The sequence below is a fragment of the Microbacterium pumilum genome (assembly GCF_039530225.1).
Taxonomy (GTDB): Bacteria; Actinomycetota; Actinomycetes; order Actinomycetales; family Microbacteriaceae; genus Microbacterium; species Microbacterium pumilum.
Map to the genome: position 1 here is coordinate 4,137,743 of NZ_BAAAOH010000001.1, position 20,991 is coordinate 4,158,733.

Genomic DNA, 20,991 nt, shown 5'->3' on the forward strand with positions numbered 1-20,991 from the left:
TCAAGCCGAATCGGCCCGAACAGCCCATCGGTCGAAGTACCGCTGTGAGCGGACGATGAGCATGTCTATGGCGAACGCGACGAAGACCGCGATGCTCGTAGCAGCCCAGATCACGTTGACGTTGAAGCTGTTCTGGCCGAGGACCATGAGGTAGCCGAGGCCGTTCTGTGCCCCGGTGAACTCAGCAACGATCGCTGCTTGAATCGCCAACCCGAATGTGACCCGAGCGGATGCGGCGATCCACGCGGTGGCAGACGGAAGGTCGACATCTACGAAAATGCGGGTCGGGCTGGCGCCCAGTATGCGTGCGTGCTGCCGAACGTCGCGATCGGCGCTGGCGACGCCGGTTGCGGTCGCGACGATGATCACGAACACGATCACGAACGCAACATGCACAGCACGCGACGCGATCGAGTAGCCGAGCATCACGGCGAAGAACGGATAGAAAACGAGTCGCGGGAACCCTTGCCAGAACGAGAGGAACGGCGCCGCGATCTTTTCCATCATGGCGCTCGATCCGATGAACGACCCGATGATCACACCGACGACCAGAGCTGCGACATATCCGAGGAAGGTGGTGAAGACGGTCGCGCCGGTGTTGAACCAGATGCTTCCGTCAGCAATCCACAGACCCAGCTGCTGGGCAATCTTGGACGGTTGACCGACCAGGAACGAATTGAGCACGCCCGTTGACGCCGCCAACTCCCACCCGACGAGGATCGCCACGACGAAGAGGACCTGCGAGATCACGAGCCACACACGAGACATCAGAACAACCTCCATCTGGCGTAGCGCTTCTCAAGTCTCGAGAGCAGAGCGTCCGCGATGAGCGAGATGATCGCGATCACGATGGCTGCGGCGATCAGCATGTCGGGTTCCCCGAGCACACCACCGCGGGCGAGGTAACCGCCCAATCCGCGAGAGCCCGCGAGATACTCAGCGACGGCGGCCCCCAGCACAGACCAGATCGCCGCCAGTCTCAGGCTGGACATGATCCACGTGCCGACGGCGGGGATATACACGGACTGAGCCAGCTGCCAACCACGAGCGCCCAACATCTGAGCGTTGTGCACATAAACCTGGTCGATGGTGGACAAGCCCGTGAAGATGTTGATGTAGATCATCAGGAAGATCATGGCGACCACGAATGCGATGCTCGACCCGGATCCGATGCCGAACCAGACGATGAACAGCGGGGCGAGCGCGACCCTCGGCACGGCGTTCAATACCGCGAGGAAGGGACTGACGAAGCGTCGCACCAGCCGTATCGGGTAGGTCAGCGCGAGGAACACGCATGCTCCGATCACGCCGATGAGGAATCCGACGAACGCGTTCATCACCGTCGTGGCGACATTTCCCCAGAACTCGGGATCGAAGACCCACTCTCCCAGTTGCGCGAGCGTTCCGAGCGGCGTCCCAATCAGCGTCGCAACGCCCGGCACCTCGCCGATGAGCTGCCAGATGAGGACGAACGCGGCACCGATGGCGAACTGGATGCCGACGATCTTTCCAACGGCGGACCGTGGTGGGACTTCGACCGCGATGGCGCGGGTCTCAGTTCCCATCGCCGACTCCGGCCGCGGACGCTCGGGAACTGGCGATCTGGACCTGTTCCCTGAGGTCCTCCCACAGCATTTCGTGAAGGCGAGTGAATGCCGGCTCGAAACGTACCTCTTGGAGGTCACGTGGCCGCGGGAGCCCGCTGGCCCGATCCGACAGAATCGTGCCAGGTCCGGCTGTCATTGTGATCACACGATCGGACAGCCCGACAGCCTCTTCAAGATCGTGTGTGACGAAAATGACGGTCTGCTTCGTCTCCTCCCAGATGCTCAGCAGGTCGTTCTCCATGATCATCCGGGTCTGTGCGTCGAGTGCGCTGAAGGGCTCGTCCATCAGCAGCACTTTCGGGGTGAGAACGAGCGATGCTGCAATCGCCACTCGCTTGCGCATTCCGCCAGAGAGTTGGGCAGGATAGCGATCGCCAAAGCCCGCCAGTCCCACTCGGGCGAGCCACTCGGTTGCGTCGGCTTCGGCGGATCGCTTTGAGGCGCCGCGATAGCGCAGACCGAGCGCGACGTTTTGAAGAGCCGTCTTCCAGGGGAGCACTGCGTCCTTCTGGAACACGAACCCGACGTCCAGGTCGGGACCGGTCTGAGCAGTCACTCGTTTTCCGAGCACATGAACCTCGCCGCTCGTGGGCGGGCGCAGACCCGCAACCATGTACAGGATCGTGGATTTTCCACACCCCGACGGGCCCACGACTGATACGAACTCGCCCTCGTTGACGGTGAGGTCGATGTCACGTACCGCGAGGTGGGGACCTGACTTCGTCCTGAACGTCTGCGAGACGTCTATGAGCTCGACTGCCGGCGCTGGCGCGCCTGGATGCTGGCTGTTGCTCACGGTCTTGGTCTCCGCTCGTGCGATGGCGTCAGTCACAATGCCCCTTCCGGGATCTCGACACCGAGCGCGTCGAATGCGGCGCGGGCGTAGGTGTTGTCGAAGAACGTCTCGTCGAGTTTGAAGTCCTCGGGTACCGCAGCAGAAAGCAGGGCCGATTCCACGCCCTGTTCGACTTCGGTCTCCGTGAACACGCCGCCGGCGCGCTGGATCCCGGCGTGTGCATACTCCCACTGGAGGTCCCAGCTGTCGCTGACGGCCTCCACGAATTCGGGGGGCATCAAGGCAAGTGCTTCTTCGGGATCGGTCAGGTCCTTCAATTCGACTAGTCCATCCAGCACGCCGGTAGTGAGCACCTGCGAGAACTCCGGATATTTCTTTTCGAAGCCTCCGTTGACAGCGAGTACGGTGTTCAAGGCCATCCCCAGGGGGGCATCTTCGTCCGCTTCGCTATTGGCGACCAAGTAGCCGACACCGCTCTCGACGGCGCGGGCCGCGTTCACGGGCGAGGTGACGAGGATGTCCGCTCGATTCGTCTCGAGCACCGCCTGGGCTTCGGATCCGCTTCCCAGCGGAAGTTCTGTCTGGTCCGCCCAGTCCAGGCCAGCCTCCTCGGCGGTCATTCGGGCCACGGCATGACCGATGCTGCCGACACGAGTGAACGCCCACGTAGCTCCGTCGAACGCGTCGACATCTTCTCCGCGGGTGTCCTCGTATTGAGAGGCGCCGATGATCATCTGTCCCGCGCCCGTGTAGATACCTGCAAGCGGAGCGACGTCGCCTCCCTGGCTGCTGACAGCCAGCAGGGCGGTGGCGGGGACCAGAGCCGCATCCAGGGTGCCGCCGTTCAGGGCGGCCATGAGATTTGAGCCCGAGGGGATGTACTCGATCTGAAGTTCGACCCCGTTATCCTCCAGGGCTTTGGTGAGCGCACCATCCTCACCAGTGGCCGCGTAGAAGGCGGCGAACGTCACGTCGGGGTGGAAGATCCCCACCCGCAACGTGTCGGGAGCAGCGGTCCCCCCATCGTCTGATGACGGCGCGCCGGATGCGCAACCGGTGAGTGCGAGTGCGGCGAGCGCGATGCTCGCGGCTCCGATTTTTGCCTTCTGGTTCCTCATGCGAACACTCCCTTGTGCTGTGAACTGCTCCGTGCAGTTCGACCACCATACCGCAATCTATTTCGCTGGGGAAGTAAATTTGTTACTCTGGGGAAGCGAATCACCGTTACAGGGGCGCACAGCAAAGGAGCGTGTGATGCACGAGAGCACTGAAGCATTAACAGTTGTGGTAGTCGGAGACATTGGCCCCGACCGTCCCGACGCCCGTGAACTGTTCAATCTGAACCGGTCTGTTCTTCAGGAGGCCGACTTGAGTATCGGTCAACTCGAGTTGATACTCTCGCCGCTCGGGGAACGCCTCCCGCAGGTGCGACACACGGCACGAGCGAAGGCGGAGGATGCCGAGGCGTTACGTGAGGCAGGTCTCGACGTCATCACCTTCGCAGGCAACCACACGCTCGACTTCGGAACCTCGGCCATGCTCGACACCGTGCGGATCCTGGAAGCTCAAGGGCTCGCCGTCGCTGGAGTCGGTATCGACCTGCCGTCGGCAATCGAGCCCGTCCTCATAGAGAGACGGGGCCGGCGCATCGCGGTGTTCTCGTTCGCCTCAGTCATGCCGCAGGACTACTGGGCGACGGATCGTCGCGCGGGCTGTGCTCCGGCGCGCGCGTTCACGTTCTACGAACAGATCGAACACGATCAGCCCGGGACCCCCTCGCGCGTGCACACCTTCCCGCACCGTGAAGACCTCAGGCAAGCAGTCGAAGCAGTGCGGGCAGCCCGGGCCGCAACCGATGTGGTTCTCGTCGCGATGCACTGGGGCATTCATTTCATCCCAGCCGTCATCGCCGACTACCAGCGGGACTACGCGCACGCTCTCATCGACGCCGGCGCTGACGCGATCCTGGGTCACCACCCGCACATTCTCAAAGGCGTGGAGATCTACGACGGCCGACCGATCTTCTACAGCCTGGGAAACTTCGGCATGGACACTCCCATCACTCCGGAGCACGTCGCATCGAAGGGGTTCCAGGAGATCCAGGCACTCAACCCGACGTGGGTACCCAACTTCGAGCACCGGTTCAATTTCCCGCCCGACTCTCGCAAGACAATCTTCGCCAAGCTGACATTCAGTTCAGCGGGCGAATTGTCAGTGCGCGCCATTCCCGCGTGGATAAACGACGATTCCCAAGCGGAGATTCTGCATGCGGGTGACCCTCGCCTCAACGAAGTGGTCGACTACCTTGCAGCCATTTCACGCGAAGTGGACCTTGAGACCGACTACCGGATCGATGGCGATGAGATCCTCATCGAGTCCGGATCATGACCCTCGGCCGCGCGATCGGCGAGGTGGCCACGCGCGCTCGGTTCAGTGACATTCCCGAGGCTGTCAGGGAACGGATCTCGATCCATATCCTCGACACGCTCGGGGTGAGCGTGGCCGGCGCGACGGCACCCTGGAACACTCCGGTCTTTCAGTATGTTGAGGCGTCGTCGGCACGAGGGCAGTCGAGCACTTGCTTCGGAGATATCCGACTGGCCGCCGAGGGAGCGGCGATGGGGAATGCGACCGCAGCCCACGGCGCAGAGCTCGACGACTTCCATGTGCCGGGCGGCGTGCACGCTGGTGCGGTCATCGTCCCCGCCGCACTGGCCGTCGCTGAAGAGCTGGATGCTGGGCTTGAAGAACTGGTCACGGCATCTGTTCTGGGATACGAAACGACGATCCGTATCGGGCGCGCGCTCTCTCCGGAGATGACTGCGGATAGAGGCTTTCATGTGACCAGCGCTTTTGGACCGATAGGGGCGGCGGTTGCCACGGGAGTTCTGCGAGGACTTGACGTCAGTCAATTCGCTCACGCAATCGGTATCGCCATCGCGAGCTGCGGCGGCGTAACTGAGTACACCCGCACCGGCGGTGAGATCAAGCGTTTTCACGCAGGTCTCGCCGCGCGGGCAGGCGTTCAAGCTTCTGCTCTTGCAGTCTCCGGCCTGACCGGGCCTGCCCAGGCGCTGGAGGGTGAGCGCGGCTACTTTCACGCTTTTTCCGGTAGCCGCCTTGACCGATCCACGTTCGACGGATTCGGGGAGGAGTGGTCCGCGGATGGGTTGGGGATCAAGCCGTGGTCGACATGCGCCGGCAACCAGCCTGCGATCGCGGCTTTGGAGACCCTTCTCGACCAGGGGGTCGATCCCACTCGGATTGCATCCGTCAAGGTGTGGGCCGACAAGACGGCAGTTGGCCATTGCGCTCACGTCGGTCCGGACCCACAAGATATGACCGGGCTGCAGTTCAGCATGCACATCGCGCTGGCCCTCCGGGCTCTGCGGCGAAGCAACTCCTTCGCGGAGTACCAACGCGCGCTGGACGGCGCCGACCGCGGTCCGCTCACGGCATTCGGTTCGAAGATCCACATTCATGTCGGCGAGGCAGAAGAGGCAGCTTTCTCGACCAGACCGTTCGCAACCGTGGAAGTCACGCTCGTTGACGGAACAAGGCGATCCGCGCGGGGAACAACGCCCGGCGACCCCGGATCGCCCTTGGACTGGGCCGGTCTGAGCCTGAAGCTGAACGACATCATCGGTGTCGAATCCGAGCGGTTCGACGCGCTGTCCGACGAGCTGATGGATGCGCGAAATGGGGTCCGCTTGTGGGATCCTTACGCAAGATTGCTGCCTCGACCGGCGGCAAGTGTCGTCCAATAGCCAACCGAATCTGGACCGAGAGAATGGTGATCATGGTGGTAGACGTCGTTGACGCGATGCGCGACGAGTGGGGAGCCATCCTGCCTGGGGTCGATACCTCGCCACTGGACATCTTCGGCAGATTGAGGCGCATATACGTGCTTCTGCAGACGGAGTCGGACCGGGTTCTCGCCGTCCATGACATCAGTCGCGCCGATTTCGATATCGTGTCGACGCTGCAGAGACATCAGCGATCACTGACTCCGACCGAAATCGCGACCACCACACTGACGTCCGCGGCCGGCACAACGAAGCGGTTACACCGACTGGTGAAGATCGGGCTGGTGACTCGTGAGCCTAATCCCGGGGATGGACGTGGTTCGCTGATCTCACTCACGCAGCGCGGCGTCGATATCATTCCGCCCATCCTCGAGGGACTCTCATCACTCGAGCACACACTCCTCGCCGGCATGTCCGCCGCTCAGCAGCGTCAAGCTACTTCGGCGTTGCGTTTCATCCTTGGAAAGCTGGATGACGCTGCCGATCCACCTTCCTCCGGCCCAAGCGCGCTTCTCAATGCGTCCTGACGGAGGTTCTGACGGAGGTTTTGACGAGGCGGTAGAAGGACAGTACCGTGTCGATACGGGCATGGCATGGGCGGTCAAGGACTCCTTTCTGCGATACGTGCAAGGGTCCGGAGGCTCGATAACAGTTCTCGAGCCGGCGGGGGTAACTGCCGCGCCCGAGTTCCATTTTCCGATTGCGGACCAATCCAACTTCGACCCGGCTGCCGGTGAGGGACACATCCGTTTCGCGGGCGGAGTCACGTTCACCGCACACGGCGGCATGCTGCGAATCGCCTTCTGCGACCCGGTGATCCGGTTCGGTGACGGCGTTCAATTGTTAGCCGATGTTGAGCACACGACGGAGCTCCCGATCGCGGAGTTGCGACTCCCCGAACCCAGCTCCATCGATGGCGTGAGGATGTGGCGTGACGCAAGCGCAATCCTCCTCCCTCATGCTGTGGCGCTCTTCGGAGGGTCATACGCGGCCGGCGAGCAGTTGGCGCCGCTCACGTTGCGCGTTGAACTACATGTGAAGGCTAGGGGAACTCACTCCGACCTCGTTTCACTCAACGAAGTAAGGACGGACCAAACCTCCCATGACTGATAGTCCCAACTCCGATGATCGGCCCGCGGAGCTCGACCGCCGCTACCTTGATGTGACCCTAGACGCCGACGACCGCACCGAAATACTCCTCGCTCAGATGAGTCTCGCGGAGAAGGCGGGCCTTTTCTTTCAGGCCATGATCACGATTGGGCCGAACGGCACACTCGCCGATGGCGATCCCGCATTCGCCATCCCCTCGACGACTGAGTACCTGATCGGTCGTCAGATGTCGCACTTCAACGTGCTCGGAAACACCCCGTCCCCGGACGTGATGGCGGAGTGGCACAACCGGCTGCAAGATCTCGCGAGGACGAATCGGTTCGGTATTCCGGTCACGCTGTCGACCGATCCCCGGCATTCGGCGTCGGACAACCCTGGAACAGCCGTGCGGACGGGCTGGTTCTCTCAATGGCCGGAGCCACTTGGCTTTGCGGCGATAGGCGACGAAGCCCTCGTCGAGACTTTCGGAAATATCGCTCGCCAGGAATATCTCGCCGTTGGGCTCCGCGTGGCTCTTCACCCTCAAATCGACCTCACTACCGAACCGAGGTGGGCGCGCCAGATCGCCACCTTCGGAGAGGATGCGGAGCTGACCGCGCGACTGGCGGTCGCATATATCCGTGGCTTCCAGGGGGCGGAGTTGGACGCTCAATCGGTAGCAACCATGACGAAGCATTTCCCCGGCGGCGGGCCACAGAAGGACGGCGAAGACCCGCATTTCGCCTACGGGCGCGAGCAGATTTATCCCGGTGGCAACTTCGAATACCATCTCAAGCCTTTCGAGGCCGCATTCGCCGCGGGGACGAGTCAGATCATGCCGTACTACGGCATGCCGATCGGGACCGAGTATGAAGAGGTGGGTTTCGGCTTCAATAGGTCGATCATCACGGGACTGCTGCGGGACCGGTTTGGTTTCGACGGCGTAGTGTGCACGGACTGGGGCCTGCTCACCGACGCGAATATCTACGGCGACTTGTTTCCCGCGCGCGCCTGGGGAGTCGAACACCTTTCGCCTCGAGAGCGCCTGATCAAAGCGATACAGGCTGGCGTAGATCAATTCGGTGGTGAGGCGTGCCCGGAGTTGCTGGTGCATGCCGTGGAGGCGGGCGAGATCACGCTCGAGCGCGTTGATCAGTCTGCGCGACGCCTGCTCCGTGAGAAGTTTCGCCTTGGACTATTCGATCAGGCCGATCTCGATCCTTCGTTCGCGCTGACGATCGTCGGCAATGACGACTTCCGGGCGCTCGGTCAGGCTGCCCAAAGCGCGGCAATCACCGTCTTGAGCACTGGTCAGAAGGGACTCTCCCTTCCGCTCGCGGCGAAGGTCCGTATCTACGCGGAGGGCGTAGATCAATCCGCAGGGCTCGACGCGGTCTTTGTTGCCACGCCCGAACAGGCGGAGGTAGCAGTCATCCGACTGTCCGCCCCGTTCGAAGAACGTGCGACGCGGTTCGAGAACAACTTCCATGCGGGCTCGTTGGAGTTCATGCCTGCGGTGATCGACCATGTCGCTCAGATCAGCGAGAAGGTGCCCACTATCGTTGTGGTGTTTCTAGATCGCCCGGCAATTCTCACTCCGCTGATCCCGCTGGCGGCCACCCTTCTCGGCGATTTCGGTGCCAACGACGGCGCGGTGCTGGACGTTCTCTTCGGCAAGCAAGAGCCGCGCGGTCGCCTTCCATTTGATCTACCGAGAAGCGAAGCTGCGGTCGTTGCGAGCGCAGCGGACGTTCCCTTCGACACCGCCAATCCCCTCTTCACATTTGGGCACGGTCTCTCTTTCGATCGTCCCGATCCGTGATGAGTTAGGCGGCTATGGCTGCGCCGTCAGTGTGCTGATCACGAGTTCTCCAGCACGTCACACCCGTGGCGCGTGGATCAGCGCTTCTACGGGCATGAGCGCCGAGCCGAGGGCCACTGTGTCCCCGCCGAAGCTTGCTACGACGAGCTCGAACTGCTCGCCAGCGCGATCCAGACTGTTTCGCCTGATGGCATCTGCGATTCGGTTCGCGAGCCGTTCCATCAGACGAAGACCCACCCATCCGCCCAAGACGACGCGCTCCGGATTTGCCATGTTGACGACGCTCCCCAGCGCGGCCCCGAGCGCCTCGATGGCGTCGTCGACCACCTCCGCGGCTGCGGTCTCGGAGTCGGCGGCGTCCAAGAGCGCTCCGATCGCCGCCCAACCGTTTCCTTCAAATTGACCGCCTGCCGTCCGCCAAGCATCGAGGATGGCGTCCGCACCGATGTAAGCCTCAACACACCCGCGATTGCCGCAACGGCAGACGTTACCCCCGTAACGAATTTTGGTGTGGCCCCACTCCGTGGCGCTCCCGAACGCTCCCCGGTAGAGCTGACCCTCAGAAACCACGCCAAGCCCAACCCCGCGACCGAGCAGCGCCACGACCGCGTGGTTCACTCCTCGAGCGGCGCCGAACCACATCTCCGCGCGGGCAAGCGTTTTTGCGCCGTTCTCGGCGAATACGGGCAAGTCCCCGTAAATACTGCGCGGGATCGGAAACGGCTCCCAGCCCAGGCTCTGCGCGTAAAGAGTCTGGTCGCCATCCGCAGCCGTCTCGACGACTCCAGGCAGCCCCAGCCCGATGCCGACCACGCTGTGCCACTGTTGCTCGTTGCGGCTCCGTAGAGCGATGATCGCTTCGCGTAAGTCGGACTGGATGTCATCGGGCGACGCGCCGGGATCGTTGCCGCGGAACTCGCGGTCGATCATCTTCAGGCTCAAGTCGAAAAGTTCAACGGCAACCCCGCGTTCGCCGACATCCGCACCCAACACATACGCCCCGTCTGCGCGCGGAGCGATAACTGAAATGGGACGCCCGCCTCGCGACGAGACCGTGCCCACCTCGGCGACTAATCCCTCGGCCATCAGTTCGGCGACGATGTTCGCCGCCAAAGCTGTGGAGAGCCCGCGCTCCCGGGCGAGGGCCGCTCGTGTGGTCTCGCGTTCCCGAATGATGAACCGCAGTGCGCTCGCGCGATTCCGCTGTCTGACGGAGTTCACCGTCAGAGACTCGATTGCCGGCGGGCCGCCCGACGACCACTCACGCATCACCATGCTCCGACGGTAGCCGCTCAACGGGCCACCGTGACGCTTCGCACGCGGTTCGCCCGGTTAGCCACGATAATCAGAGATCGGCCATCCCATTCGACATCTACAGCGTCGTTGTCTTCGCAGTCGACCGTCCAGCCCGCAGGGCGTTCGCCGAGATCAAATGCCAGGCGCATCTTCGGGTCGAGCGAGACGGCCATGTACTCCACGTCTGAGTACGGTTGGCCGCTTGTGTGGTGCCACAACCCTTCGGGTGCATCAGCGCCGGTGAGTTCTAAGATCGGCACTTCGCCGTCGTCACGCACACCCGCCCAGGCCGGTATGTGCAGATCTCCGCGGCCGAACAGTGCGTCCATCACCTCGGTTCGAATCTCACAAGCATCAACGTCCACCGCCCTGAGGAATAGGTCGAGTATGCGCCATGCATCGTCGGCGGTGAGCTCGGCTGCTGGATTCGCGATCAGCTCCCAGCCGTCTGGAGCTTTCGCGGATAGGGGCGAGGTCGAGGTGTCGAGCTTCTTCCACGGCCAGAAGTTCCAGCCGATGCCATGTCGTTCGTAGAGCCTGGTGGCCGCGTAGATCCAGCCTGGCGTGTTCTCGCCACCCTCACCCATATAGATAGGCGTATTAAGCAGGTCGCGAACCTCGAGATACTCCGCGATGCTCGATTCGTCAGGTGGACACCAGTAGCGATGGAATTGGAGCGCTTGATTGTCATCGAATCGCTCGCGCAAAGGACCCCAATTGGTGGCCCAGTTGCTGCCCTCGTACATGATGAGATGTCTGTCATCGATCTCGCGAATCGCGACAGTCAACTCACGGTAGAGGTCCACGAGTGCGTCAGCGTAGATGTCTTGCCACTCGCCCGGCAGAGGCTCGTTGAGCAGGTCATAGCCCATTACCGATTCTCGATCGCGATATCGGGTCGCAAGTTCGCGCCACAGCCGCACGGTCAGCGCTCGATTGCGGGGATCCATGAAGAGCTCGGGCTTACCATGCGGAGCATCATCGATGTTCGTGCCCGTCTGTCCGCCAGGCGCCCCGTGCAGGTCGAGGAGGATACGCAGCCCGTGTCGCTCGCTCCACGTCACGGCACGTTCGATGAGCTCGAAACCATCGTCGCGGAAGGAGCCATCGTCATCCATCACACCTCGAGCGTTGATCGGGAGTCGAACGTGATCGAAGCCGAGTTCCGCGATCAGCGCGAAGTCCCCTTCGGTGATGAACGAGTCCCGGAAGCGACGCCAGAAATCCGCCGCACGCTCTGGTCCAACGAGTGTCTGGATCCGCGCTTCTATCAAGCGCGGTGATGATTGCTCGTCGCCGAACAGCCACATGTAGCCTTCGGCCAGCAGCCAGTTGCCGAGCCCGACTCCTCGTAGCGGAATCGGGCCCTCGTCGTCGACAAGGGTGGTTCCGATGGCTCGGACAAAACCGGAACGCGAGACGGAAGTCATCTGAATGGGATTCCTTACTTGAGGCCGGAGAGCGCGAAGCCCTGCACGACGTACCGCTGGAAGACGACGAATACGATCAAGATCGGCACCACCATGAGCGTTGAGGCCGCCATCTGAAGCGAAGGGTTCGTGGCGATCTGCTGGTTGAGGAGGGACAGTCCCACCGAGAGTGTGTACAACTTCTGATCGTTGGCGATGATCAGCGGCCAGAGGAAGCTGTTCCACCCGGCGATGAACGTCAGGACGACCTGCACGGCGAGGATAGGGCCGGACATGGGCAGAACGATGCCAAAGAAGATTCGCCACTCCCCCGCGCCGTCGATCCGCGCGGCTTCGAGCACCTCCGTCGGAATGGTGAGCATGAATTGTCTGAATAGGAAGACGCTGAACCCTGACACCAGCATCGGTAGGGCGATGCCGACGAGGGTGTTGGTGAGCTTCATCCCGTTCAAGATGAGGTAGGTCGGGATCATCGTGACCTGACCTGGGATCATCATCGTGACCAGGACTAAGAAGAAGAGCGCGTCGCGGCCGCGGAAGTTGAACTTCGCGAACCCATAACCTGCTGCAGCCATGAGCAGCAGGCCGAACATGCAGATCACCACGATCAAGAGGGTGTTCACGAGGTAGCGCCCGAAATCGAGCTTCACGAACAGCTCGACGTAATACTCCAGAGTGGGCTGCTTCGGCAGCAGTTGCGGCGGGTAGGCAACCGATTCGCTGCGCGGTTTCACCGAGGCGAACACCATCCAAAGGAAGGGGAACGCGGTGATGAGGGCGCCGATGCCGAGCAGTGCGCCGATGATGATCGTCCCCGGACGTGCCCGCGGGAGATTGATGACGGGTGGGTCCGCGATGCGACGTGCACCGCGAACGAGGGCTTCAGTAGTCGCCATCGGATTTCCTTACTTTCAGCTGAATGACCGTGACCGCGCCGATGATCGCGAACAGGACCACGGATCCGGCACTGGCGTACCCGAACTGGCTCGAGGAGAAGCCCTCCTGATACAGGAAGAGGGAAATGGATGTCGAGGCGCCGAGAGGTCCACCTTTTGTAAGGACGAAGGGCTCATCGAAGAACTGCAGCCAGGCGATGATCGTCGTGATCGTCACGAAGAACACGGCGAATCGCAGCAGCGGGATCACTATCGACACTGTGCGCCGGTAACCCGAGGCGCCGTCGATCGACGCAGCTTCCAGATATTCCTTGGGCACACCCTGAAGGGCTGCCAGGAAGATGATCACGTTCAAGCCGAGTCCTCGCCACACGGCCACGAGCACGACCGAGAACTTGACGACGACCGGGTCGGAAAGCCAGGGCACCGGCGGCAGACCGACCAATGACAGCAGGTAGTTGAACAGCCCGAACTGCGTGTTGAACAGGTAGCCCCACACCAGCGCGACAGCAACGATTGCGGTGATCGCCGGAACGAAGTAGAAGCTTCTGAGGGCGGTGAAGAATCGTCCTTGCGATCGATTCAGAGCGAGCGCAATTACCAGTGAAAGCACGATCACTGTGGGGACGCCGAGGATCGCGAAGATCGCCGTGTTTCCGATCGCCTGCCAGAACGCGGCGTCCTCGAACAGTCGGGTGTAGTTGTCGATTCCGATGAACTGCACTCGCGACCAGTTTCCGAGACCGGCAAGATTCATGTCGGTGAAGCTCACGAACAGCGCGACCGCGATCGGGAGCACACCGAACGTGACGAGCAGCAGCATCGCCGGAGTGACGAATGCGTAGGGCGTTAGACGTGTTCTCATGGCCTCACTGTGGGGGGTGCGGGTGGTGGACCCACCCGCACCCCGGGGTCGGGTCAGTTGACTGACGTTCCGCTCGTCGTGGTGAACAGCGTTTGCAACGTCTCGTCTCGGTCTGCTCCGGTCAGAACGATCGCGTTCAGAGCATCGAGCAGAGCCTTGCCCGTTTCGCCATCCCAATTGGGGACGAGGGGAAGAAGCTTGGAGTCCGCCAGCTGCTCGGAGTAGACGCCCACCAACGGGTCCGAGGCGAGGGCGTCGTCTTCGAGGGCGGCCTTGACGGTGGGAAGCTGCCCGTCAAGCTCGAACCACTTCAGCTGCGTGTCGGGTGCCGACAGGAAGTCAAGCAACTGGAGGGCACCGTCTTCGTTCTTGGTCGATCCCCATACACCGAGGTTGGACCCGGCCAGAAGGGACGTACCGGCTACTCCCTTGGGCAACGTCGTGACGTTCCACTTCCCCTCGAGCTCTGGTGCGGCATCCTCGATTGCGGCCGCCAGGTAGGGGCCGCTCACGAGCATTGGCGTGACGCCCGAGATGAAGCCCTGAGTCTGATCGAAGTCGCTGTTGACGGGAACGCTCCCGTCGGCGTAGAGCCCGGTGTAGAGGTCTACCGCTGATTCGAACTCGGCCGTGTCGAAGTCGATGTTGCCCTCCGCGTCGACAATGTCACCTCCCTGGTCCCACGTCATGGCAACGGGCAGCGCACTGTCCCACTGAGGAACGTAGTAGCCGTATTGCCCGTCTCCTCGAGCAGTCAATGCCTTGGCGTCCTCGCGCAGCTCGTCCCACGTCGCGGGAGGTTCGTCGATACCGGCCTCAGCGAGGATGTCGGAACGATAGAACAGCACGCGGGTATCGGAGACCCAGGGCATAGACAGGACTTCCCCATCAATTGCCGTTGCCTCCCCCGCGACTCCGTCGATGAAGTTCGACGATGCCAGGTTCGGGTAGTCGGCGATTGCCTCTTCGTCGAGTGACAGAAGTGCACCGCTGTCGGCGAAGGTGCGGAGCTTGGAGATGCCGATCTGGAGGAGGTCGGGACCATTGGCGGAAGCAACGGCTGTCGTGAACTTCTGGTCGATGCTGTCCCACGGCACCGCAACTGCTTCCACGTCGATCCCGGTGTCTTTGACGAAGGGTGCGACGAGCGACTCGAAGTTGTCTGACGTGTCGCCCATGACCCAAACGGTGAGCGGCTCGCTTGTGCCACCATCATCGGCTGCGCCGCCGGCGCAGCCGGTAAGGCTGACGCCGAGGATCGCAACCGCTGCTACAGCGGCCTTCTGATATCTCTTCATTGAGGAGATTCCTTTCAAGGGTGATGCGAGGGGAGTGTCTCAGCCGTGGGTGGCTTCGACGGAGGCGGATGCCCGAGTGTGAAGTTGGTGGTGGCGCTGGATGTGAGCGCTGAACCAGCGCGCACTCTCCTTGGGGACACGCTCCTGCGTGCGATAGTCCACATAGACGAGTCCGAAGCGTTTGCTGTATCCCTCGCCCCATTCGAAGTTGTCGAGGAACGACCAGACGAAGTAGCCGCGGACGTCGACGCCTTCGCGGATGGCTTGTGCCGCCGCGGCGAAATAGCCCGAGAGGTAGTCGATTCGTTCGACGTCTCCGATGGTGCCTTCGGGGTCGACGTAGTCGTGGAAGCTGGCACCGCTCTCTGTGATGTAGATGGGGAGCGGTGAGTACTCTCGAGAGAATCGCGAAAGCACGGCGCGGAGTGAGTCTGGAATGACCGACCACCCAAACGAGGTGGTGTTCGGTTGTGCGGGCGTCTCCTGCACTCCGAACGGCAGAGCAGGGTCGTCAGCAGCCACGACGCGCTGATAATGATTGATCCCGGCGAAGTCCACGGGCTCTGCGATGGTTTCCAGATCATCTGAGTGGATCACGGAGTCCAGTCCCAGGGAATCGAGCTGGTCGTGCACACCCTCGCCATAACGACCCAGATACACGGGGTCGAGGAAGACTCGGTTGCCGACGGCGTCGAGGCGATCGGCGGCCGCAAGGTCCGCGACCGAGTCCGAAGCAGGGGTCACGTCAGTGATGATGTTCGATATGCCTACCCGGGCACGCGGGGCGACGCTGCGAATCGCTCGCACTGCGAGGCCGTGCGCGAGGTTGAGGTGGTGGGCTGCGGAGACAGCATCAGAGAGGTCTGTCCGCCCCGGCGCGTGCTTGCCGTAGCCGTACCCGAGGAAGGCCGAACACCACGGCTCATTCAGCGTGATCCAATCGTCCGCGAGGTCCTGCAGCGCACTCACGGTCTGTCGGGCGAACTCCGCGAACAGGTACGCGACCTCGCGGTTCGGCCAGCCGCCCCGGTCCTCGAGAGGCTGGGGAAGGTCCCAGTGGTAGAGCGTGACGAACGGGCGGATGCTGCGATCACGCAGGCCGATCAGCAGCGTTCGGTAGAAGGTCACGGCCTCAGGATTGAGCGGTCCCTCTCCCGTCGGCTGGAGCCGGGACCACGAGACGGAGAGTCTGTACGCATCCACGCTCGTCTCGGCGAGAAGATCGAGATCGGCGCCGACCCGGTGGTAATGGTCACACGCGATATCGCCTGTATCGCCGTGGAAGGTCTTACCCGGAGCGTGGCTGAACGTGTCCCAGATGCTTGGCCCGCGTCCGCCCTCACGCGCGGCTCCTTCGATCTGGTACGCCGCCGTTGCAACTCCCCAGAGAAAGCCCTCGCCGAACGGGCCGAGGTCAACAGAGTGCGAGATCCCCATTACATCCCCCTTTCTCTAGAGCTTAGACTAAGTAGTGCCACTATGTCCACTGAGGATTCGGCCGTGGCATTCTCGGCAGGAGTTCAGCAGCCAGCGTTCGGCGAGGGCGCGTGCGGGATTGGGAGAATCGACTATGCGAACATCGGACGGCTCGCGACAGAACGGAGGCCGACGCCTGCGCTCCCACCTCACGCTCGCGACGCTCGCTCTCTTGACAGTGCCGCCGCTCGCTGTTGGACTGCTGGGCTGCTCGCCCTCTGCGCCACCGGCACCAGAGCGAACCGATCCATCGTTGACGTCGAGGCATGGGCGACCTCCGCCGATGGGTCGATGCGCCTCTCCCCGATCCCGACATCGAGCGACGATAACGAGACGGAACTCGTCCGCGTGGACCCGACCAGCGCGCGCCAGGTCATCGGTGGGTTCGGCGCCGCGTTGACGCACTCGTCCGCCGCCGTGCTGGAAGGGATGCCCGAGTCGTCTCGGAACGCGCTCCTTCGTGAACTGTTCGATCCTGCGGGGGACGTGCGGCTCACCGTGTTGCGAATAGCCCTCGGAGGGTCTGATTTCGTGGTGGACCCCGCCTATACCTATGACGACATGCCCGCCGGCGAGGAGGATTGGGATCTCGAACACTTCAGCACGGCAGCAGACGACGTCTCGTTGCGTCCTCTTCTCCGTCGAATACTCGAGATATCGCCTGAACTGACCATCATCGCGTCGCCTTGGAGCCCGCCCGCCTGGCTCAAAGACTCTGGACGTCTTGACGGCGGCCAGCTCCGGGATGACGACCGGGCTTACACCACTTACGCGACGTACCTTTCGCGAGCTGTCGCGGACTATTCGGCCGCGGGCATTCCGATCGATTTCCTTACCGTGCAGAACGAGCCGCAGGCCCGCTTTCCGGACGGATACCCAGGCACTGACCTGCCCGTTCGCGACCAAGTGCGACTCATCGACGCCTTGGGACCACTGCTCGACAGGAGCGAGCCCCGGACCGAAATCCTCGCCTACGACCACAATTGGTCTCTGCATCCGGCCGATGCGGAGGGCGTGAGCGACCCCGAGACGGAGTACCCATCTGATGTGCTGACCAGCTCGGCCGCTCCATGGGTAGACGGGGTGGCCTACCACTGCTACGCGGGCGATGCGTCGCGGCAGTCCGAGCTGCACGACAGGTTCCCGAGCGTGGGAATCTACGTGACCGAGTGTTCGGGATCGCACGGACCCGACGAGGATGGGGATCATATCTTCAGCAACACCCTGGCGTGGCAGGCGCGGAACCTGCTCATCGCATCGCTGGGCAACTGGGCGAGTACCGTGATGACGTGGAATCTGGCGCTGGATCCGGTCGGCGGTCCCCATGTCGGCGGATGCGCGACCTGCACCGGGGTTGTCACCGTCGATGACACGGGCAGCGTCACCCGCAACGCCGAGTTCTACGTCCTTGCCCATGCCGCCCGCTTCATCCCTCCCGGCTCCACCGCATTGAACACGGCCGAGGAAGGCGACTCGGCGCTCAGCCACACGGCATTTCGCACCCCTTCCGGAACAGTGGTGCTGCTTTTCAACGATGCTCCGGATCCGCGAATGACGAAGGTCATCGTCGGATCGACGGAGACTCATCTGAATATTCCCGGTAGGTCCTTGATCACGCTCCGGTTCGGTTCGACCAGGTAGGTCTGTCATCGTCGGGCCTCGAGACGAGCGACTCTTGGCCACGTCAGTACGACGAGTAGACCGTGACCTCGTCGATTGACCACCATTGCGGAGCGATCCCAGTTTGGGTGATTCGTATGTACCGAGCCGTGGTTGGCTGAATCGAAATCGGCCGCTTCCAGCCGTAGGCGATGCCGGTCGCCGCCGTTGTCCAGCTCGACCCGTTGAGCGAGGTCTGCACTGTATATCCGCGCGGGTAGTCCCATTTCGCGTCGGTCGCAGTTTGCACGGTCACCAATGCGACGGATCTGTTCCCGCCCATGTCGATGCGATACCACTCCCCGCCAGCCATTGGCTGCCCGCTCGCCCAGGACACATTGTTCGCTCCATCGAGACCGCGCGCGGGGGAGGACCCGGGCGCGGTCGACGATGCTGTCGCCGTCCACCCTGCGTGGCTGATCGCAGTTGGCGAGTATGTGCTCAGACCCCCGGCGTACTTCGAGAGGATCGCGTTGAAGCGGTCATTCGCGACGAAGTTGGCCGTACCGAATCGCGACAGCTTCGACTGGAACGTTGCCGCGTTGTCGCTGTTGATGATCGGGACCGGCTTCGGGTTGTTGTAGTACATGCCCCAGTAGGCGAATCCGTCACTTGCGACGCCCTTCACCTTGTACGTCCAAGCGGACCACGACACATTGGCGGAGTTCAGTCCAGCCATGAATCGGGACCAGACATCGTCGTTGTAGTACAACGAGTACTCGCCGTAGAGAATGGGCACTCCTGGATTGGAAAGCTTTGCGGGAAGTCCGTTCAGCTCGTTCGTGACGAGCTGATCCTGGGCACCCCAGTCTTTGGAGTTCGGCATGTCGTAGGGGTGGTACTCGTAGACGACATTCGTCCAGCCATACGTAGACGGCGGCGCTATCGCGTTGAGTCCGAAGAACGCACCGAGGAAGATCGTGTGGTCGGGATCGATCGCACGCACGGTGTCGTACAACCGGTCGTAGTAGTCGCTTTTCTGCGCGACGTCATCCGCGTCCTCGCCATAGTCGATGAGCGGCTCGTTGATGAGGTCATAACCCGCGACGCCAGGGTTGCCGTTATAGCGGGTGGCGATGGCTGTCCAGATGGACTGGACCCAGTTCTGATAGGTCGCGCTGCCCCAGAATCCGTTGGGATTCGGCCCGATCCGACCGCAGCTACCCCACGGACATCCTCCGCCTGGCACTGTATGTACGTCGATGAGGACGTAGATCCCGCGTGCGCTGGCCTCGTTGATCACCCAGTCGATCTTCGCCCACGGGTTTACTTTCCACGTGCCATCCAGGTTCAGGAACTGATTCCAGCCGATTGGGACCCGGATGAAGTTCATTCCCGACGTCTTGATCCTGTCGAGATCGGCCGCTGTGAACCATGTGTCCTGGTGGGTGTTCACGATCGACTGCGCCGTCGAGACTCCGAACCGGGAGACCATCGAGTTGTTCAGAGAGTAGTCGTCGTTGTGGAGACCAGCGGTGAGTTCGCCTACGGACCACCAGTTCCCTGCGGACCCGGTCTGCGTGAGACGGAAGTATCGGGCCGCCTGCGCTACGAAAGCGATGGTTGTGGCTTTTCGGGTTCCGACGCCCGTCGCCACCGAGGTCCAGGTTGACCCGTCGCGGGAGAGTTCGAGTCTGTAGCCGCGCGCCCAGTCGTTCTCGTCCGAGCTGTTCTTGGCCGTATCGAGGGTCACATTGTTCATGGTCACCAGCGCACCCGCGTCGACCGTGAGAGATTGGCCGTTCGTCTGGGCGGCCCCAGTCGTCCACCTGGTGGAGGTCGTTCCGTCGAGAACATTCTGAGGTGCGGCGCCCACCGATGCCGAAACGGTCCACCCTCCGCGGTCCAGACTTGTTCCGCTATAGATCGCGACCTCCGCGACTGACCACCACTGAGGCGATGTGCCGTTGGAGACCAGCTTCAGATACCGCCCGTTCTTGCCGCCCTGGAAGTCGGCGAGAACCGCTCTGTTTGTGCCGTAACCGCTGGCGACTTGGGTCCAGTTCGTGTTGTCGTAGGAGACGAAGAGATCCCAGATGCGAGGAAAGTCGTTCGAGGTCGCGGGGCCTGAGTCGAACAGCACCTTGTCCATGTCGACGTTACGGCCGAGGTCGACGGTCAGCGATTGGCCGGGAGTTTGCGGTGCGCCGGTCTGCCAGACGGTCGAGACACTTCCGTCGAGAACCATCGCCGGCGTGGTACCCGGGGCGCTCGCCGGTGCGCTGGCAGTATGAGTGCCGTTCTGGAGGACCGGGTCGCTGAAGAGGTTGATCTCCCCTACAGACCAGGGTGTGCTCGCAGTGCCGGTCTGGGACAGTCGAACATATCGAGCGATCTGCGGACTGAACCGCAACACGTTGACGCCGTCGATACCCGCCTGGCTCGCGACACTCACCCACGTCACTCCGTCGGCGGATGTCTCCGCCTTCAGTTGGCGCGGATACTGTCCCAGATTGCTGGAGTTGTCGACGGACAGACGGTTGAAAACGGTGGGCGCTCCTAGATCCAGCCGAAGCCACTCGCTCCCGGTTTGGTTTGCCCCTGTCGTCCAGCGTGACGTGCCCGATCCATCGGCCGCATTTGAAGCAGTGCCCGACGACGCCGTCACACTCCAGCCGGTTCGGTCGGCCGCGAACTCGCCCAGCGGCGACATCCAATCCTCTTGTGTCAACCAGCCTCCGATGTTCGTGCCGCGGAGATTGACGGTGTCACCCGTCCCAGACTGCGTTTTGAGGACGTTGCCGTTCGCTTTGAGAAAATCGTCGGAATCGAGCGACGCCGCCTGTGCGGGAGAAGCAGGCGCCAATCCGCTGACGATAAGTGCTGCCATCGCGATTGCTGCTGCAAGCCATGCTTTTGTCACGCTACTCCTCAGCCAAAACTGCCCTGCCCCATCGGCACAGGTCCCCGGGCTCTAGTCTTCCTAAGCAATGCCCTTTGTCAAGTACTTA

The 20,991-nt window shown here is 62.2% G+C and carries 17 protein-coding genes; 6 read left to right on the plus strand and 11 right to left on the minus strand.

The annotated features are described in order from the left end of the window. The 4 genes from ABD188_RS18665 to ABD188_RS18680 are packed head-to-tail and all read right to left on the minus strand — an operon-like array spanning position 1 to position 3,521. On the minus strand, positions 1-768 hold the full coding sequence (locus ABD188_RS18665) for an ABC transporter permease (protein ID WP_344065930.1): 768 nt from the start codon (positions 766-768) through the stop codon (positions 1-3). Then, positions 768-1,565: an ABC transporter permease gene (locus ABD188_RS18670; RefSeq protein WP_344065933.1), complete on the minus strand. Its 798-nt coding sequence runs from the start codon at positions 1,563-1,565 to the stop codon at positions 768-770. The genes ABD188_RS18665 and ABD188_RS18670 overlap by 1 nt, the downstream gene beginning before the upstream one ends. Continuing rightward, positions 1,555-2,439 (minus strand): ABC transporter ATP-binding protein, encoded by an 885-nt coding sequence (locus ABD188_RS18675; protein ID WP_344065937.1) that lies wholly within the window; start codon positions 2,437-2,439, stop codon positions 1,555-1,557. The genes ABD188_RS18670 and ABD188_RS18675 overlap by 11 nt, the downstream gene beginning before the upstream one ends. After that, positions 2,436-3,521, minus strand: coding sequence for an ABC transporter substrate-binding protein (locus tag ABD188_RS18680; RefSeq protein ID WP_344065939.1), 1,086 nt, complete (start codon positions 3,519-3,521; stop codon positions 2,436-2,438). Before ABD188_RS18680 ends, ABD188_RS18675 begins: the two co-directional genes overlap by 4 nt. A 136-nt stretch (positions 3,522-3,657) precedes the next feature. Between ABD188_RS18680 and ABD188_RS18685 the strand changes: the two genes are divergently transcribed. The 5 genes from ABD188_RS18685 to ABD188_RS18705 are packed head-to-tail and all read left to right on the plus strand — an operon-like array spanning position 3,658 to position 9,120. Next, the gene (locus ABD188_RS18685) at positions 3,658-4,791 is read left to right on the plus strand and encodes a CapA family protein (RefSeq protein ID WP_344067241.1); all 1,134 of its coding nucleotides are present in this window, start codon (positions 3,658-3,660) and stop codon (positions 4,789-4,791) included. Next, complete coding sequence (locus ABD188_RS18690) at positions 4,788-6,170, plus strand: MmgE/PrpD family protein (protein ID WP_344065942.1); 1,383 nt, start codon at positions 4,788-4,790, stop codon at positions 6,168-6,170. Before ABD188_RS18685 ends, ABD188_RS18690 begins: the two co-directional genes overlap by 4 nt. Before the next feature lie 32 nt (positions 6,171-6,202). Continuing rightward, positions 6,203-6,736: a MarR family winged helix-turn-helix transcriptional regulator gene (locus tag ABD188_RS18695; protein ID WP_344065945.1), complete on the plus strand. Its 534-nt coding sequence runs from the start codon at positions 6,203-6,205 to the stop codon at positions 6,734-6,736. After that, positions 6,681-7,319, plus strand: coding sequence for an HtaA domain-containing protein (locus tag ABD188_RS18700; protein ID WP_344065948.1), 639 nt, complete (start codon positions 6,681-6,683; stop codon positions 7,317-7,319). Before ABD188_RS18695 ends, ABD188_RS18700 begins: the two co-directional genes overlap by 56 nt. Beyond that, positions 7,312-9,120, plus strand: a complete 1,809-nt coding sequence (locus ABD188_RS18705; protein WP_344065951.1) for a glycoside hydrolase family 3 protein — start codon at positions 7,312-7,314, stop codon at positions 9,118-9,120. The genes ABD188_RS18700 and ABD188_RS18705 overlap by 8 nt, the downstream gene beginning before the upstream one ends. A gap of 57 nt (positions 9,121-9,177) precedes the next feature. Here the strand turns inward: ABD188_RS18705 and ABD188_RS18710 are convergent, their stop codons facing one another. Genes ABD188_RS18710 through ABD188_RS18735 form a run of 6 tightly spaced genes read right to left on the minus strand, consistent with a single transcriptional unit; the run spans position 9,178 to position 16,342 of the window. Next, positions 9,178-10,395: an ROK family transcriptional regulator gene (locus tag ABD188_RS18710; RefSeq protein WP_344065954.1), complete on the minus strand. Its 1,218-nt coding sequence runs from the start codon at positions 10,393-10,395 to the stop codon at positions 9,178-9,180. A 17-nt stretch (positions 10,396-10,412) separates the two neighbouring features. Next, positions 10,413-11,846: a glycoside hydrolase family 5 protein gene (locus tag ABD188_RS18715; protein ID WP_344065957.1), complete on the minus strand. Its 1,434-nt coding sequence runs from the start codon at positions 11,844-11,846 to the stop codon at positions 10,413-10,415. Between the two features lie 14 nt (positions 11,847-11,860). Further along, positions 11,861-12,742 carry a carbohydrate ABC transporter permease gene (locus ABD188_RS18720; protein ID WP_344065960.1) on the minus strand — a complete coding sequence of 294 codons (882 nt, stop codon included), beginning with the start codon at positions 12,740-12,742 and terminating at the stop codon, positions 11,861-11,863. Beyond that, positions 12,729-13,607 carry a carbohydrate ABC transporter permease gene (locus tag ABD188_RS18725; protein ID WP_344065962.1) on the minus strand — a complete coding sequence of 293 codons (879 nt, stop codon included), beginning with the start codon at positions 13,605-13,607 and terminating at the stop codon, positions 12,729-12,731. Before ABD188_RS18725 ends, ABD188_RS18720 begins: the two co-directional genes overlap by 14 nt. A gap of 53 nt (positions 13,608-13,660) precedes the next feature. After that, the gene (locus ABD188_RS18730) at positions 13,661-14,905 is read right to left on the minus strand and encodes an extracellular solute-binding protein (RefSeq protein WP_344065965.1); all 1,245 of its coding nucleotides are present in this window, start codon (positions 14,903-14,905) and stop codon (positions 13,661-13,663) included. Positions 14,906-14,944: 39 nt separating this feature from the next. Continuing rightward, entirely contained in the window at positions 14,945-16,342 is a 1,398-nt protein-coding gene (locus tag ABD188_RS18735; RefSeq protein ID WP_344065968.1) for a GH1 family beta-glucosidase, read from the minus strand. Positions 16,343-16,672: 330 nt separating this feature from the next. On the opposite strand from ABD188_RS18735, the gene ABD188_RS18740 reads away from it, so the two are divergent. Beyond that, complete coding sequence (locus tag ABD188_RS18740) at positions 16,673-18,022, plus strand: glycoside hydrolase family 30 protein (protein WP_344067243.1); 1,350 nt, start codon at positions 16,673-16,675, stop codon at positions 18,020-18,022. Between the two features lie 43 nt (positions 18,023-18,065). Here the strand turns inward: ABD188_RS18740 and ABD188_RS18745 are convergent, their stop codons facing one another. Then, a complete protein-coding gene (locus ABD188_RS18745) occupies positions 18,066-20,903 on the minus strand; it encodes a discoidin domain-containing protein (RefSeq protein WP_344065971.1) in 2,838 nt (945 codons plus the stop codon). Positions 20,904-20,991: the final 88 nt, after the last annotated feature.

Excerpts from the sequence above, each read along its gene's own strand:
- ABD188_RS18695 (WP_344065945.1), top strand. The coding sequence starts at position 6,203 with ATGGTGGTAGACGTCGTTGACGCGATGCGCGACGAGTGGGGAGCCATC.
- ABD188_RS18740 (WP_344067243.1), top strand. The coding sequence starts at position 16,673 with ATGCGCCTCTCCCCGATCCCGACATCGAGCGACGATAACGAGACGGAA.
- ABD188_RS18710 (WP_344065954.1), bottom strand. The coding sequence starts at position 10,395 with ATGGTGATGCGTGAGTGGTCGTCGGGCGGCCCGCCGGCAATCGAGTCT.
- ABD188_RS18720 (WP_344065960.1), bottom strand. The coding sequence starts at position 12,742 with ATGGCGACTACTGAAGCCCTCGTTCGCGGTGCACGTCGCATCGCGGAC.
- ABD188_RS18690 (WP_344065942.1), top strand. The coding sequence starts at position 4,788 with ATGACCCTCGGCCGCGCGATCGGCGAGGTGGCCACGCGCGCTCGGTTC.
- ABD188_RS18725 (WP_344065962.1), bottom strand. The coding sequence starts at position 13,607 with ATGAGAACACGTCTAACGCCCTACGCATTCGTCACTCCGGCGATGCTG.
- ABD188_RS18680 (WP_344065939.1), bottom strand. The coding sequence starts at position 3,521 with ATGAGGAACCAGAAGGCAAAAATCGGAGCCGCGAGCATCGCGCTCGCC.
- ABD188_RS18670 (WP_344065933.1), bottom strand. The coding sequence starts at position 1,565 with ATGGGAACTGAGACCCGCGCCATCGCGGTCGAAGTCCCACCACGGTCC.
- ABD188_RS18715 (WP_344065957.1), bottom strand. The coding sequence starts at position 11,846 with ATGACTTCCGTCTCGCGTTCCGGTTTTGTCCGAGCCATCGGAACCACC.
- ABD188_RS18685 (WP_344067241.1), top strand. The coding sequence starts at position 3,658 with ATGCACGAGAGCACTGAAGCATTAACAGTTGTGGTAGTCGGAGACATT.
- ABD188_RS18700 (WP_344065948.1), top strand. The coding sequence starts at position 6,681 with ATGACGCTGCCGATCCACCTTCCTCCGGCCCAAGCGCGCTTCTCAATG.
- ABD188_RS18665 (WP_344065930.1), bottom strand. The coding sequence starts at position 768 with ATGTCTCGTGTGTGGCTCGTGATCTCGCAGGTCCTCTTCGTCGTGGCG.
- ABD188_RS18735 (WP_344065968.1), bottom strand. The coding sequence starts at position 16,342 with ATGGGGATCTCGCACTCTGTTGACCTCGGCCCGTTCGGCGAGGGCTTT.
- ABD188_RS18705 (WP_344065951.1), top strand. The coding sequence starts at position 7,312 with ATGACTGATAGTCCCAACTCCGATGATCGGCCCGCGGAGCTCGACCGC.
- ABD188_RS18730 (WP_344065965.1), bottom strand. The coding sequence starts at position 14,905 with ATGAAGAGATATCAGAAGGCCGCTGTAGCAGCGGTTGCGATCCTCGGC.